The 14,089-nt window shown below is 68.8% G+C and carries 11 protein-coding genes; 7 read left to right on the forward strand and 4 right to left on the reverse strand.

The features are described 5' to 3' along the window. Nucleotides 1–19: 19 nt before the first annotated feature. Nucleotides 20–628, reverse strand: a complete 609-nt coding sequence (locus VMT65_RS09830) for a TetR/AcrR family transcriptional regulator (RefSeq protein ID WP_326307759.1) — start codon at nt 626–628, stop codon at nt 20–22. Between the two features lie 80 nt (nt 629–708). Here VMT65_RS09830 and VMT65_RS09835 point away from each other — a divergent pair, with 80 nt between their 5' ends. Both VMT65_RS09835 and VMT65_RS09840 read left to right on the forward strand, forming a co-directional pair. Next, nucleotides 709–2,163, forward strand: coding sequence for an FAD-dependent monooxygenase (locus VMT65_RS09835; RefSeq protein WP_326307760.1), 1,455 nt, complete (start codon nt 709–711; stop codon nt 2,161–2,163). A 212-nt stretch (nt 2,164–2,375) separates the two neighbouring features. Further along, nucleotides 2,376–3,785 (forward strand): hypothetical protein, encoded by a 1,410-nt coding sequence (locus VMT65_RS09840; protein WP_326307761.1) that lies wholly within the window; start codon nt 2,376–2,378, stop codon nt 3,783–3,785. Between the two features lie 67 nt (nt 3,786–3,852). Here the strand turns inward: VMT65_RS09840 and VMT65_RS09845 are convergent, their stop codons facing one another. Beyond that, the gene (locus tag VMT65_RS09845; RefSeq protein WP_326307762.1) at nt 3,853–5,118 is read right to left on the reverse strand and encodes an outer membrane protein assembly factor BamB family protein; all 1,266 of its coding nucleotides are present in this window, start codon (nt 5,116–5,118) and stop codon (nt 3,853–3,855) included. Nucleotides 5,119–5,205: 87 nt separating this feature from the next. On the opposite strand from VMT65_RS09845, the gene VMT65_RS09850 reads away from it, so the two are divergent. Further along, entirely contained in the window at nt 5,206–6,072 is an 867-nt protein-coding gene (locus VMT65_RS09850) for an alpha/beta fold hydrolase (RefSeq protein WP_326307763.1), read from the forward strand. A 144-nt stretch (nt 6,073–6,216) separates the two neighbouring features. Continuing rightward, entirely contained in the window at nt 6,217–7,077 is an 861-nt protein-coding gene (locus VMT65_RS09855) for a P1 family peptidase (RefSeq protein ID WP_326307764.1), read from the forward strand. A 24-nt stretch (nt 7,078–7,101) separates the two neighbouring features. Here VMT65_RS09855 and VMT65_RS09860 read toward each other — a convergent pair whose 3' ends face one another. Both VMT65_RS09860 and VMT65_RS09865 read right to left on the reverse strand, forming a co-directional pair. Next, on the reverse strand, nt 7,102–7,743 hold the full coding sequence (locus VMT65_RS09860; RefSeq protein ID WP_326307765.1) for a dihydrofolate reductase family protein: 642 nt from the start codon (nt 7,741–7,743) through the stop codon (nt 7,102–7,104). Nucleotides 7,744–7,824: 81 nt separating this feature from the next. Next, entirely contained in the window at nt 7,825–8,817 is a 993-nt protein-coding gene (locus tag VMT65_RS09865; RefSeq protein ID WP_442790044.1) for a heme o synthase, read from the reverse strand. A gap of 401 nt (nt 8,818–9,218) precedes the next feature. On the opposite strand from VMT65_RS09865, the gene tkt reads away from it, so the two are divergent. The 3 genes from tkt to zwf are packed head-to-tail and all read left to right on the forward strand — an operon-like array spanning nt 9,219 to nt 14,067. Next, nucleotides 9,219–11,363, forward strand: coding sequence for a transketolase (gene tkt / locus VMT65_RS09870; RefSeq protein WP_326307766.1), 2,145 nt, complete (start codon nt 9,219–9,221; stop codon nt 11,361–11,363). A 5-nt stretch (nt 11,364–11,368) separates the two neighbouring features. Then, entirely contained in the window at nt 11,369–12,502 is a 1,134-nt protein-coding gene (tal, locus tag VMT65_RS09875) for a transaldolase (RefSeq protein WP_326307767.1), read from the forward strand. 2 nt (nt 12,503–12,504) lie between these two features. Then, on the forward strand, nt 12,505–14,067 hold the full coding sequence (gene zwf, locus VMT65_RS09880) for a glucose-6-phosphate dehydrogenase (protein WP_326307768.1): 1,563 nt from the start codon (nt 12,505–12,507) through the stop codon (nt 14,065–14,067). Nucleotides 14,068–14,089 lie beyond the last annotated feature (22 nt).

The raw sequence follows: 14,089 nt of genomic DNA on the forward strand, positions 1-14,089 counted from the left end.
CAGGGCTTTTCGCTACCCCTCAGTCGAGGTCGCGGCCGGTGAGGCCGCGGTAGGCGAAGCGGGTGATGGCGTCGATGGCCTGGTCGTCGGTGAGGGCGAGGCCGCCCTCTTCGACGGCTTGGAGCAGGCCGGTGGCGGATTGGAACATCAGGGCGAGGCTGACGTCGGGTGGGGCGGGCAGGCGTAGTCCGGCGGGGGCGAAGCCGTCGAGGTGGGTGGCCACCTCTTCGCGTTGTTCGGTGGCGAAACCGGCTGCGATGCGGGCGAAGTCGTCATTGACCAGGGCGGCCTGCTGGATGGCGCGCAGGACCGGCCAGTTCCTGCGGGAGAAGTGCCAGAAGGCCGCGACGTGGTAGCGCACCGATTCCGGTTGCGTGAAGTCGGCGATGTGGCCGGGATCGTCGGCGGAGGTGTCGCTCTCGTCGGCGAGGTCTTTCAGCAGGGACTGGAGTAGTTCTTCCTTGCTGGCGAAGTGGTTGTAGAACGAGCCCGCGGCGCGTCCGGCAGCCGCGGTGATGTCGGTGATCTTGGTATTGAGGTAGCCGCGTTCGGCGAACAGTCGCCGGGCGGCGTGTTTGAGCGCCTGTTCGGTCTCGGCCGATTTCTCACTGCGGCGGGCTGCCACCATCCACCTCCTTGACAGCGGAACGTACCACCCCCAATACTGAATCCACATTCAGTGAATTTGAATTCAGTTGAGGAGTTGCCATGAATACGCAGGTCATCGTCGCGGGCGCGGGCCCGACCGGGCTCACCCTGGCCATCGATCTGGCGCGTCGCGGCATCGGGGTGCGCATTGTCGATCAGGCCGAGGAGTTCTTCACCGGGTCGCGCGGGGACGGATTGCAGCCGCGCACCCTCGAGGTGTTCGAGGATCTGGGCGTGCTCGACGCGGTGCTGGCCCAGGGGATGCCGCAGAAACCGCTGCGGGTGCATCTGGACGGCAAGTTCGTCACGGAGCGTCGGATGCGCGACTGGCGTGAGCCGACTTCGGAAGTGCCGCACCCGAATCCGTGGGTGCTCGCCCAGGCCGACACCGAGGCGATCCTGCGGGATCGGCTGGCGGAGTTCGGGGTGCGGGTCGAATCCGGTACGGCCCTGGTGGAATTCAGCGCCGACGACACCGGGGTCAGCGTCACCCTCGAGCACGCGGGTGTGACCGAGACCGTGCGGGCCGACTACCTGGTCGGGGCCGATGGCGGGCGCAGCACGGTGCGCAAGGCCCTGGGCATCGCGTTCGAGGGCACCACCGACGAGTCGATTCGGATGCTGCTCGGCGATGTGCGCGCCGATGTGCTCGACCATTCGGTGGGCTACTGGTTCGCCGATTCGGCCGCACCGCTGGACGGCATCGCGTTGATGCCCTTGAACGGCGGGCGCAAGTTCCAGTTCGCCACCGGGTTGCACGCGGACGCCGAACCGAACCTGGAACTCTTGCAGGACTATGTGACCCGTCGGTCGGGCCGCGACGACATCGTGCTCAGCGACCTGACCTGGTCGACGGTGTGGCGGCCGAATATCCGCCTGGCACAGCGCTTCCGGGCCGGCCGGGTGTTCCTGGCCGGGGACGCCGCGCACGTGCATCCGCCGACCGGTGGGCAGGGCCTCAACACCGGGGTGCAGGACGCCCACAATCTGGGGTGGAAACTCGAAGCCGCGCTGCGCAATCCGGGCCCGGCCAGCGAGGCGCTGCTCGACAGCTACGAGACCGAGCGCCGCGGGGTCGCCGCCCGCATTCTGGGATTGAGTAGCGACCTGTTGGACAAGACGGTCAAGGGCGATCCGGATGCCATGGACCGGGAAGGCACCCATCAGCTCGATATCAGCTACCGCGACACCGCGAATACCGCGGCCGAACTCCAGGTCGGCGACCGCGCACCGGACTCGCCGCTGCACGATGCGCACGGCAAGACCGTGCGACTGTTCGATCTGTTCCGCGGCCCGCACGCCACCGTGCTGTCGTTCGGCCCCCACACCAGCACCGATGCGGTCGAATCGGGCGCGGTGGAGACGCGGGTGGTGCGCATCGCGCGCGCGGAATCCGTCTCCGGCCACGGCGAATTCGCCGATCCCACCGGCGACGCCACTCGCGCCTATGACGCGGCCGCCGGGGCGCGCATCCTGGTCCGGCCCGACGGGTATGTCGGCTTCGTCGAGCGCTGAGAATTCGGACCTTCCCGACAAGGGTATTCATCGCGAGCCCTGACCGAACGAGAGTTGTCCGCGACGTGCAGAATGATCTTGCTGCCGCGCAAGACGATTCGCCCCGACCGAACATTTTCGGCCACGCGATGACGCCGTGACCCCGTAAGGTGGTCGCGGCGACGGGTTCGGGCGGCCTGGCAGGTAGAGGCATCGGTCAGAGGTGGTCTGGGATGTTGGTGAAGGTCCGTAACGACGACCCGTCGCGGTTGTCGAGCACCGAACGCACCGTGGTGAACTGGCTCAAATCCTGGAGCGGACCGCATGCGGTGCCGGGGATCGCGGTGGTGCAGTGCCAGGACGCGGACGTGGTGGTGTGGACGCCGCAGACCTGCGTGGTGGTGGGTGTGCACGGGTTCACCGAGCGGGTCACCGGGACGCTGTTGTGCGCACAGGATCAGCCGTGGACCGTGGACGGCAAACCCGCGCCGATCGACGGTGACGCCGATCCGCTCGAGCGGGTGCGCCGCCAGACCGTCGATCTGGCCGGGCAATTGCGGTCCGCGCCGGGGCGCGAGCATGTGCCGGTGTCGGGGCTGGTGCTGTTGGTGCCGCAGTTGGGCAGTCGGGTGAAGTTGGACAAGGGCGCGCTGCCCGCCGGGATCGATGTGCTCATCGGGGACGGCCCGTCCTCGCTGCGCGCCTATTTCACCAAGTTGGCCGAGGGTGCCGCGCCGTCGTGGAATGCCGCGCAGGTCGGGCAGGCGTTGGGGGCGCTCGGATTCGCGGCGGCCGCAACCTATTCCGATCTGGTGGCCGAGGGGTTCCCCGTGCCGGATTCGGCGCAGGACGCGCCGCTGCCGTTCGCCAGCCGCGCCACCGAGGTGATGGTGCCGTCGGTGCCGACGACCTATCCGACCGAGGAACTCACCGCTGCGGCCCGATCCGGCCCGTCCGACCAGCCGCCGGAGGGCGGTCAAGGAGCGCCGCGACCGGGTGCCGCCGGTTCGACCGAGGAGGGTCGTCCGGTCGCGGTGCCGCAGGGACCGTCGGTGCCGTCCAAAGGGGCGGGGGCGACGGCGAAGTCGGCGATCCCCGCGGCCTCCTCGGCCGCGGCGGCGGCCGCGGCCTATGCGGCGGTGACCGGAATGTCGTCGCAGCCTGCCAGCTCGCAGGGGCCGGGCCGGGCGGGCCCGCCGCCGCCGACGCCGATTCCGGGCGCACGCCAACCCCAGCCGAGCACCGCGCCCATCGGACCCGCGCCCATCGGTCCCGCGCAGCGCCCACCCGCGCCCGGGTTCGGTCCCGGACCGCAATCGGGTCCGCAGTCGGCCGGTTTCGCGCCGCAGCCGCAGCAGCAGCAACCGGGTTCGGGATTCCCGCTGTGGCGGGGACAGCCCACGACGGTGGCCGGGAAGCCGCGGCGGCGCAAGGATGTGCCGATCATCGGCGCGCTGATTCTGATCGTGGTCATCCTGGTGATCGCGATCGCGTGCACCGGCGGGAGCACACGGGTGCCGAGCAAGGAGTCACCGCAGCGCTCGGCCGTCGTGGATACGACCACGACGACGCACAGCACCGATCCGACCTTGCCGCACACCACGATTCCGCCCGCTTGCTTCCCACTGCAACCGTGTAACTGATCGGTACCGCCCGCCCGGTGTCGCCGCCGAGCGGGCCGTCCCCGCACCGGGTGGCCCGAACCCCGCATCAGGGTCGGAAGTATTCGAGCCCGGACATGGTGCCCAGGACGAGCACGCCGTTGGCGAGCAGGGGTGCGGCGAAGTGCGGCAGTGCGCCGGTCGTGTACTGGGCCAGCACATTTCCGGTCGCGGGATCGAGGGCGTAGAGGGTTCCGGCGTGCCAGTCGGTTGCCCAGACGCGCCCGGCGGCCACCAGCGGCGGGCCATTGGCGGGGGCGGTGGTGTGCCAGAGCACAGTGGCCGCTCCGGTGTCCGAGACGCGGACGGCCATGGCGCCCTTGGTGCAGGGCAGGTAGGCGACATCGGTGTCCACCGCCGCCGGGCCGAAGGCCTTGCAGCCGGTGAATGCCGGTGTCGCGCTGGAGATTCCGCCCAGGTGGGCGGGGTCGAGGACGTAGCCGTCGCCGGATTTTCCGGCCATGAGCAGGTGTCGGCCGACCAGGACCGGGTTCATGGTGCCCAGATCGCGGTCGGCCGCATTGTCCTGGGCCCAACCGGTGGGCGCGAAGAAGTCGGCGCGGCGCAGATCGGGGGTGAGCGCGATCACCGAATCGGTGTCGTCGTAGGCTGATCCGGGTTCGGCGTCGCCATTGCCGACCGAATAGAACAGCAGCCCAGCGGCTTCCGCCGGTGGTCCCGGAGCCCAGATCCCGCCCTTGCCGCTGGTCGAGGCCCGATACCAGGTCACGGCGCTGGCGGAAACATCCACGGCCGCAACGGCTCCGGTGTAGGTGCCGCAGTCTCCGTAATTGCCGCCGAAGGCCGCGTACACGTGCCCGTCGCGGACGGTGAGCGCGGGCCGTTGCAGGTAGGCGGGCGCATCGCCGAAGGGCGGATCGACAGGAACGCGCAGCGTCACCGCCCCGGTGTCGGAGTCGAGCCCGTACAGGGTCTTGTGCGCGCCAGCGGATTCGGCGACGACATAGACGCGATGCGCAGAGGCGTCATAGGCGGGCGCGCCGGTGATGCCGACGGGATCGATGTTCCCGCACGGCAGTTGCGATCCGGGCACCGGGTCGGCCACGTGGGTGCGCCACCGCACGGTGTCCCCGGCGACCGCGTAGATCGAGCCGGTCTCGGTGGCGGCGATCACCGTGTCGCCCACGGCGATCGGACGCCCGTACACGGCTCCGTCCAGGCTGATGACCGTCCCCGAAGGCGGCGCTTCGCGTGGAGGTGGCGCGTCGGTGGACCCGCCGCATCCACTCATCGCGACAATCACACCGCACGCACCGACCACCGCGAGCAGTGTCCGCATCCTGTGTGCCGTCATCAGCGCCCACCTTGCGCTCGCCCTCCCCCGACATGGTGGCACAAATCCCACCGATGAATTCGGTTCCGCCGTACCGTCTACCTGGTTATGAGCGAACGCATCCTGGAAACTCCCGAGGTCGATCTCGTCTACGACGTGCTGGGTCCCGAGCCCGCCGACAGCGCGCATCGCCCGCTGCTCATGATCGGTCAGCCGATGACCGCCTCCGGGTTCTACACGCTGGCCTCGTATTTCCCGGAACGCACCGTCATCACCTATGACCCGCGCGGTCTGGGCCGCAGCGTCCGCAAGGATGGCCGCACCGACAACTCTCCCACCGTGCAGGCCGGGGATGTGCACGCCCTGATCACCGCGCTGGGTGTGGGCGCGGTGGATATGTTCGCCAGCAGCGGCGGCGCGGTCACCGCGCTGGCGCTGGTGGCCGCCCACCCCGACGATGTCGCCACCCTGGTGGCCCACGAGCCGCCGATCATCGGGCTGCTGCCCGATGCCGCGGCCGCCCAGCGGGCGAATGCCCTGGTCGGCGACGCCTACCGGGCGAAGGGCTCGTTCGCGGGCATGGCCGCCTTCATCGCGCTCACCTCGTGGCGGGGCGAGTTCACCGACGCGTATTTCGCGCAGCCCCCGGCGGATCCGGCCATGTTCGGCATGCCCAGCGAGGACGACGGCACCCGCGACGATCCGCTGCTGTCCGGCAGCTCGGAGGCCATTACCGCCTACACCCCCGATGCAGCGGCCCTGCGGACGGCCAGCACCCGCGTGGTCATCGCGGTGGGTGAGGAGTCCGAGGGCGTGCTCACCGGCCGCACCGCCGAGGCCACCGCGGCCCTGCTGGGCAGCGCCCCGGTCGTATTCCCCAGCCACCACGGCGGTTTCACCGGTCCGGACTCGGGTTATCCCGGCCAGCCCGAACCCTTCGCTCACAAACTGCGCGAGGTTCTCGACACCGAGTAGGCCACGAGCGGAATCCCGCGTCATCCGAAAGTGATTGTCCGACATCCCGCATGGGTGATTTGTCACAGTGTCTTCGCCGCACCCGGTGGCAGGATCGACCGAAAGGCACTGTGACGGTGTGGATCGGGCGCGGGAGGTTCGAGGATGAGCATCGGGATCGCCGGAGTTCGGGTGGGGCACTGGACGGATTCGGTCGGAGAGACCGGGTGCACGGTGCTGCTGCTGCCGGAAGGCACGACCGGGTCCTATGAGGTGCGCGGCGGCGCGCCCGCCAGTCGGGAGCTGGATGCGCTGGATCCGGAGAAGACCGTGCAGACCGTGGATGCCATTGTGCTCAGCGGTGGTTCGGCCTTCGGGCTGGCCAGCGCCGACGGGGTGATGCGGTATCTGGAGGAGCAGGGTCGCGGGGTGCCGACGCCGGGCGGGCGGGTGCCGATCGTTCCGACACTGTCGCTGTTCGATCTGAGCGTCGGTGATCCGGCCGCGCGCCCGACCGCCGAGCACGGGTACACCGCCGCGCGCGCCGCCGCCGGGGAGCAGGTGCTGCGCGGTCGGGTCGGGGCCGGGGCGGGTGCGTATGTCGGGCATTGGCGCGGTCCGGATGCCCGGGTGCCCGGTGGAATCGGTTATGCGGAAAAGCGATTGGGTGAAGTGGTGGTCGCGGCGGTCTGCGCGGTCAACGCGTTCGGCGATATCGACGACGGGTCCGCGGAGATCTCCTTCGAGGCCGTGGCCATGCTGCAGCAGCTCGCGTTCAGCGAGTCGCGTTCGCACACCACGATCGGCGCGGTGGTGACCAATGCGCGACTGGACAAGATCGGCTGCCGGATTGTCGCCCAGGGCGCGCACGACGGCCTCTCGCGCGCGCTCACTCCCCCGCACACCCGCTTCGACGGCGACGGTTTCATCACCGCCGCCACCGGAGCGGTCGAGGCCAATGTCGATGTGGTGCGCCTGCTGGCCTTGGCGGCGGTGACCGAGGCGATCCGCTCGGTCGCGCTCTGAGCCGTTCGGTCGCGCACTGAGCTGCTACCGCTTGGTCATCCACACGTGGGTGACCGATGTGGTGGCGAGCATGTCGGCGACGCGGTAGCCGGGCAGCTCGCCGAGGTTGTCGAACAGCCGCTCCCCCGAACCGAGCAGGGTCGGCACGATCGCCACATGCAGTTCGTCGATCAGTCCCGCGGCCAGGAATTGGCGTACCGTGCTCGCGCCTCCACCCAAGCGCGCATCGGCGCCGTCGGCGGCGTCGAAGGCGCGTTTCAGCACCGATTCCGGAGCGTCGGCCACGAAGTGGAAGGTGGTGCCGCCCGCCATCGTCAGATCGGGGCGCGGGTAGTGGGTCAGCACGAACGTGTCGTGGTGATACGGCGGATTCGGCCCCCACCAGCCGGTCCAGGAGTGATCGGGCCACTCGCCGCGCACGGGCCCGAACATATTGCGGCCCATGATGGTCGCCCCGATCCCGTGATCTCCCGCCGCGAGCAGTTCGTCATCGGCCCCGATCTCGCCGCCGTCGCGTCCGAGCATGGTGTGGCCGTAGCGGGTGCGGAAGGCCCACTCGTGCAGTCGTTCTCCCCCGACCCCCAGGGGCGCGTCGGGTCCCTGGTCGGGTCCGGCGACGAACCCGTCCAGGGAGACGGACAGGTTGTGGACTCGCAGTTTCGGCATGGCGCGTTCCTCTCGACCGAGCGGGCGGCGTGTCCGCCCTACCCAGTCCTCGAACGGCGATGCCTCAAATCGACAAGCGGGTCAGGCCCATCCGAAGAGGGTGTGGCCCAGGGTGTGCCAGCCCAGCACCGAGTCCACGGCCAGCCCGCAGAACACGACGGCCAGATAGTTGTTGGACTGCAGGAACAGTCGCAGCGGCTTGACCGACTCCCCGCGACGCACACCGGAGTAGAGCTGGTGGGCCATGAGCAGGAACCACGCGCCCGCCACCAGCGCGACCGCGGCGTAGATGGGTCCGGCGGCGGGCACGAGCGCCAGCGTGGCCAGCACGGTGGCCCAGGTGTAGAGCACGATCTGCTTGGTGACGGTCTGCTCGGTGGCCACCACCGGCAGCATCGGCACGCCCGCGGCCTTGTAGTCCTCCTTGTAGCGCATCGCCAGCGCCCAGGTGTGCGGCGGGGTCCAGAAGAAGATGACCAGGAACAGCACGATCGAGGGCCATCCGATGGTCCCGGTCACCGCGGACCAGCCGACGAGCACCGGCATGCATCCGGCCGCACCGCCCCACACCACGTTCTGGGAGGTGCGGCGCTTGAGGCCCAGGGTGTAGACGAAGACGTAGAACAGGATGGTCGCCACGACCAGCGCGCCCGAGAGCAGGTTGGCCTGCCACCACAGCCACGCGAACGACGCCAAACCGAGGGTCACACCGAAGACGAACGCGTTGCGGGTGGGCACGGCCTCGCGCGCGAGCGGACGCTTGGAGGTCCGCTTCATCACCTTGTCGATATCGGCGTCGGCGACACAGTTGAGGGTGTTGGCGCTGGCCGCGCCCATCCAGCCGCCGAACAGGGTGGCCAGGATCAGGCGGATGTCGACGTGGCCGCGGTCGGCCAGCAGCATGGTGGGAATCGTTGCGACGAGCAGCAATTCGATGACGCGGGGCTTGGTGAGCGCGATGTAGGCCAGCACCCGCCTGGTCGCCGCCGACACCGGGCCACTACCCGTGACACGGTCGGCGAGCATCGCCCCGGAGGAGCCGTGAGCGCCACCCGGCTGTTGCCCAATCCGCACTGTTTCTCCTCGCACGCCGTGCATGTCTGATCCGGTCTGGAACTAGCAGCGCGCTCTGCCGTTCCCCGAACACAGTTCCGTGCGGCGCGGCCACTACTACACAGCATGGTAGACCCACGGCGACCATGCTCCCGACCAGGTCCACCTGTGACGCGCGCCAAGACCGATTCGCCGGGCGTATACCGGGTAGTCACGAACTGGTCCGTGCCCGGGCACTATCGGGCGACACCCGTGCCGGTGAATCCGGGTTACCGTCCGACGACGAAACGCCGACCTTTAGGGTGGACGTAGATCGGTGTGCCACGTGTCCTGCCGCATGGCGCATCACGGATCGAACCGCAGCGAAACATCCCGCCGCCCACAACCGCATCGTTGACGAGAAGGTCAGGAGAACCTCGGTCGTGTCAGTCACAGACGACATCCGCGCGCTCACTCAGCCGAACCACCCCACCGACTGGACCGAACTGGACACCAGAGCCGTCGACACGGCCCGGGTCCTCGCCGCCGATGCGGTGCAGAACGCCGGCAACGGCCACCCGGGCACCGCCATGAGCCTGGCGCCGTTGGCGTACACGCTGTTTCAGCGCGTCATGCGCCTGGACCCCGCCGACCCGGAATGGGTGGGCCGCGACCGCTTCGTACTCTCGTGCGGGCACTCCAGCCTGACCCTCTACATCCAGCTGTACCTGGCGGGCATGGGCCTCGAGCTGACCGATCTCGAGCACCTGCGCAAGTGGGGTTCGCTGACCCCGGGCCACCCGGAGTACCGCCACACCGAGCACGTCGAGATCACCACCGGCCCGCTGGGTCAGGGTCTGGCCTCGGCGGTCGGCATGTCGATGGCGTCGCGGCGTGAGCGCGGCCTGTTCGATCCGCAAGCGGCGCAGGGCAAGTCCGCGTTCGATCATTTCATCTACGTGATCGCCTCCGACGGCGACATGGAGGAGGGCGTCACCTCCGAGGCGTCCTCGCTGGCGGGCACCCAGCAGCTGGGCAACCTGATCGTCTTCTACGACGACAACAAGATCTCCATCGAGGACGACACCCGCATCGCCTTCACCGAGGACACCGCCGCGCGCTACGCCGCCTACGGCTGGCACGTGCAGGTCGTCGAGGGTGGCGAGAACGTGGTGGCCATCGAGCAGGCCATCGCCGAGGCGCAGGCGGTCACCGACAAGCCGTCGATCATCCTGCTGCGCACCATCATCGGCTACCCGGCCCCCAACAAGATGAACACCGGCGCTTCCCACGGTGCGGCGCTGGGCGCGGACGAGGTCGCGGCCACCAAGAAGGTCCTGGGCTTCGACCCCGAGAAGAGCTTCGATGTCGACCCCGCGGTCATCGCGCACTCGCGCGGCAATGTGGCCGATCGCGCCAAGGCCGCCCGCGCGGCCTGGCAGGAGCAGTTCGACGCGTGGGCCGCGGCCAACCCGGAGAACAAGGCACTGTTCGACCGGCTGCAGCAGCGGGCGCTGCCCGCGGGCTGGACCGACGCGCTGCCGGTGCACGCCCCGGACCCGAAGGGCATGGCCACCCGCAAGGCGTCGGGCAAGGTCCTCGAGGCGCTCGCGCCGGTGCTGCCGGAGCTGTGGGGCGGTTCGGCCGACCTGGCCGAATCCAACAACACCACCATGCCGGGTGTGCCGTCGTTCGGTCCGGAGGACATCTCCACCAGCCACTGGAAGGCCAACCCGTACGGTCGGACCCTGCACTTCGGTGTGCGTGAGCACGCCATGGGCTCGATCCTCAACGGCATCGCCCTGCACGGCCCGACCCGCCCCTACGGCGGCACCTTCCTGGTGTTCTCCGACTACATGCGGCCCGCGGTGCGGTTGGGCGCGCTCATGCGCACCCCGGTCACCTACGTGTGGACCCACGACTCCATCGGTCTGGGCGAGGACGGCCCGACCCACCAGCCGATCGAGCACCTCGCGGCGCTGCGCGCCATCCCGGGCCTGAACGTGGTCCGCCCGGGCGACGCCAACGAGACCACCTACGCCTGGCGCACCATCCTGGAACGCGATAGCGCCGAACGGCATTCGCATTTCCTGGTCTCCGAGCCCCCGCACCAGGACGGCCCGTCGGCGCTGGCGCTGACCCGTCAGGATCTGCCGATCCAGGAGGGCACCAGCTACGAAGGTGTCAGCAAGGGCGGCTACATCCTGGCCGAATCCTCCACCGGCACACCGCAGGTGATCCTGATCGCCACCGGTTCGGAACTGCAGCTCGCGGTCGAGGCGCGGACTACGCTCGAGGCACAGGGCATCGGCACCCGCGTGGTGTCCATGCCGTGTGTGGAGTGGTTCGACGCGCAGGAGCAGTCCTACCGCGACCAGGTGCTGCCGCCGTCGGTGCGCGCCCGCGTCTCGGTCGAGGCCGGAATCGCCATGCCGTGGCACCGGTTCACCGGGGACGCCGGTGAGAACGTGTCGATCGAGCACTTCGGTGCCTCGGCCGACTACAAGACGCTGTTCCGCGAATTCGGCATCACCGCCGAGGCCGTCGTCGCGGCGGCCACCCGCTCGCTTGCCAAGGTGAAGGGATAAGTCTCATGACCCAGAACACGAACACCGCGGCCCTGTCGGCCGCCGGGGTTTCGGTGTGGCTGGACGATCTGTCGCGTGATCGCATCAAGTCCGGAAATCTGAAGGGCCTGATCGACACTCGCAATGTCGTCGGTGTCACCACCAACCCGACCATCTTCCAGGGCGCGCTGTCCAAGGGGCACGCCTACGACGAGCAGGTCGGTGAGCTCGCCGCCCGGGGCGCGGATGTGGATTCCGCGATCCGCACCATCACCACCGATGACGTGCGCGCCGCCTGCGACGTGTTCGCCGACGTCTTCGCCGCCTCCAAGGGCGTCGACGGGCGGGTGTCGATCGAGGTGGATCCGCGCCTGGCCTTCGACACCGACGGCACGGTCGCCCAGGCGATCGAGCTGTGGAAGATCGTGGACCGGCCCAACCTGTTCATCAAGATCCCGGCCACCGAGGCCGGTCTGCCCGCGATCACCCGCGTGATCGCCGAGGGCATCAGCGTGAACGTGACGCTGATCTTCTCGGTGCAACGCTACATCGCGGTCATGGGCGCCTACCTCGACGGTCTGCGCAACGCGCTCACCGCCGGGCACGACATCGCCAAGATCCAGTCGGTGGCCTCGTTCTTCGTCTCCCGTGTGGACACCGAGATCGACAAGCGCCTGGAAGCCATCGGCACCCCCGAGGCGCTGGCGTTGCGCGGCAAGGCCGGAATCGCCAACGCGCAGTTGGCCTACGCCGCCTACCAGGATGTGTTCGACGGCGGCAAGCACACCGACGTCTACGCCAAGCTGGCCGCGTCCGGCGGGGCGAACCGGCAGCGGGCGCTGTGGGCGTCGACGGGTGTGAAGAACCCCGAGTACTCCGATGTCATGTACGTGACCGAACTGGTCGCCCCGAACACTGTGAACACGCTGCCGGAGAAGACCCTCGAGGCCGTCGCCGACCACGCCGAGATCGTGCCGAACACGGCCGTCGGCAAGGCGGCCGAGGCGCAGGCCATCTTCGATCAGCTGGTCGCGGTCGGCATCGATCTCGACAACGTGTTCGGTGTCCTCGAGACCGAGGGTGTCGACAAGTTCGTCGCCTCCTGGGAGGAACTGCTCGTGGCCACCACCGAAAAGCTGCAGGTGGCGGGAGGCAACTGACAGTGGCTCGCGCGGCGACAACGGTCGCGACGCCGAACCCGCTGCGCGATGGTCGCGACAGCCGGGTTCCGCGTATCGCTGGACCATGCAATGTGGTGATATTCGGCGCAACCGGTGACCTCGCGCGGCGCAAAGTGCTGCCAGCGATCTACGACCTGGCGAACCGGGGGCTGCTGCCCCCGGGCTTCTCGCTGGTCGGTTTCGCGCGCCGGGACTGGACCGACGAGGATTTCGCCAACCACGTCCACGAATCGGTGACGGCCTCCTCCCGGACCCCGTTCCGCGAGGAGGTGTGGCAGCAGCTCAAGGAGGGATTGCGGTTCGTCCGAGGCACGTTCGAGGACGACGCGGCCTTCCACAAGCTGGCCACCACCCTCAAGGATCTCGACCGCGATCGCGGGACGGGCGGCAATACCGCCTTCTACCTGTCGATTCCGCCCGACGATTTCCCGATCGTGCTGGAACAGCTGTCCAAGAACGGGCTGGCCAAGGCCACCGACGCGCCCGCGGGGCAACCGGATCCGTGGCGGCGGGTGGTCATCGAGAAGCCCTTCGGGCACGACCTGAAGAGCGCTCAGGATCTGAACGCGTTGGTCAACACCGTGTTCCCGGAGCGGTCGGTGTTCCGCATCGACCACTATCTGGGCAAGGAGACGGTGCAGAACATTCTGGCGCTGCGCTTCGCCAACCAGCTCTGGGATCCGATCTGGAACGCCAACTATGTCGATCACGTCCAGATCACCATGGCCGAGGACATCGGATTGGGTGGCCGCGCGGGCTATTACGACGGCATCGGCGCGGCCCGCGACGTCATCCAGAACCATCTGCTGCAGCTGCTGGCGTTGACGGCCATGGAAGAACCGGTCAGCTTCCAGCCCAAGCAGTTGCAGATCGAGAAGATCAAGGTGCTCTCGGCCACCAAACTGGTCGAGCCCCTCGACGAGACGACCGCGCGCGGGCAGTACACCGCGGGCTGGCAGGGCAGCGAGCCGGTGGTGGGGCTGTTGCAGGAGGAGGGTTTCGACCCGAATTCGCGCACCGAGACCTACGCGGCGATCACCCTGGCGGTGGAGACTCGCCGCTGGGCGGGGGTGCCGTTCTATCTGCGCACCGGAAAACGGTTGGGGCGGCGCGTGACCGAGATCGCGGTGGTGTTCAAACGCGCCCCGCACCTGCCCTTCGACCAGACCATGACCGAGGAACTCGGGCAGAACGCGCTGGTCATCCGGGTGCAGCCGGATGAGGGCATCACCATGCGATTCGGGTCCAAGGTGCCCGGGTCGTCGATGGAGGTGCGCGATGTGAACATGGACTTCAGCTACGGCGAGGCGTTCACCGAGGACTCCCCCGAGGCCTACGAGCGGCTCATCCTGGATGTGCTGCTGGGGGTGCCGTCGCTGTTCCCGGTCAACGAGGAAGTCGAATTGTCGTGGCGCATCCTGGATCCCGCGCTCGAGCATTGGGCCGAGACCGGTAAGCCCGACCCGTACGAGGCGGGCGGTTGGGGCCCGGATTCCGCCGACGAGATGCTCGCGCGCAGCGGGCGGGAATGGCGGCGACCGTGACCTCACCCACCCAGGAGCCCAC

The organism is Nocardia sp. CDC153, assembly GCF_035818515.1.
GTDB lineage: Bacteria > Actinomycetota > Actinomycetes > Mycobacteriales > Mycobacteriaceae > Nocardia.

Coding starts and splice junctions, on each gene's coding strand:
- VMT65_RS09860 (WP_326307765.1), bottom strand. CDS start 7,743: ATGCCGAAACTGCGAGTCCACAACCTGTCCGTCTCCCTGGACGGGTTC.
- VMT65_RS09855 (WP_326307764.1), top strand. CDS start 6,217: ATGAGCATCGGGATCGCCGGAGTTCGGGTGGGGCACTGGACGGATTCG.
- VMT65_RS09830 (WP_326307759.1), bottom strand. CDS start 628: ATGGTGGCAGCCCGCCGCAGTGAGAAATCGGCCGAGACCGAACAGGCG.
- VMT65_RS09835 (WP_326307760.1), top strand. CDS start 709: ATGAATACGCAGGTCATCGTCGCGGGCGCGGGCCCGACCGGGCTCACC.
- tal (WP_326307767.1), top strand. CDS start 11,369: ATGACCCAGAACACGAACACCGCGGCCCTGTCGGCCGCCGGGGTTTCG.
- VMT65_RS09840 (WP_326307761.1), top strand. CDS start 2,376: ATGTTGGTGAAGGTCCGTAACGACGACCCGTCGCGGTTGTCGAGCACC.
- VMT65_RS09845 (WP_326307762.1), bottom strand. CDS start 5,118: ATGACGGCACACAGGATGCGGACACTGCTCGCGGTGGTCGGTGCGTGC.
- VMT65_RS09850 (WP_326307763.1), top strand. CDS start 5,206: ATGAGCGAACGCATCCTGGAAACTCCCGAGGTCGATCTCGTCTACGAC.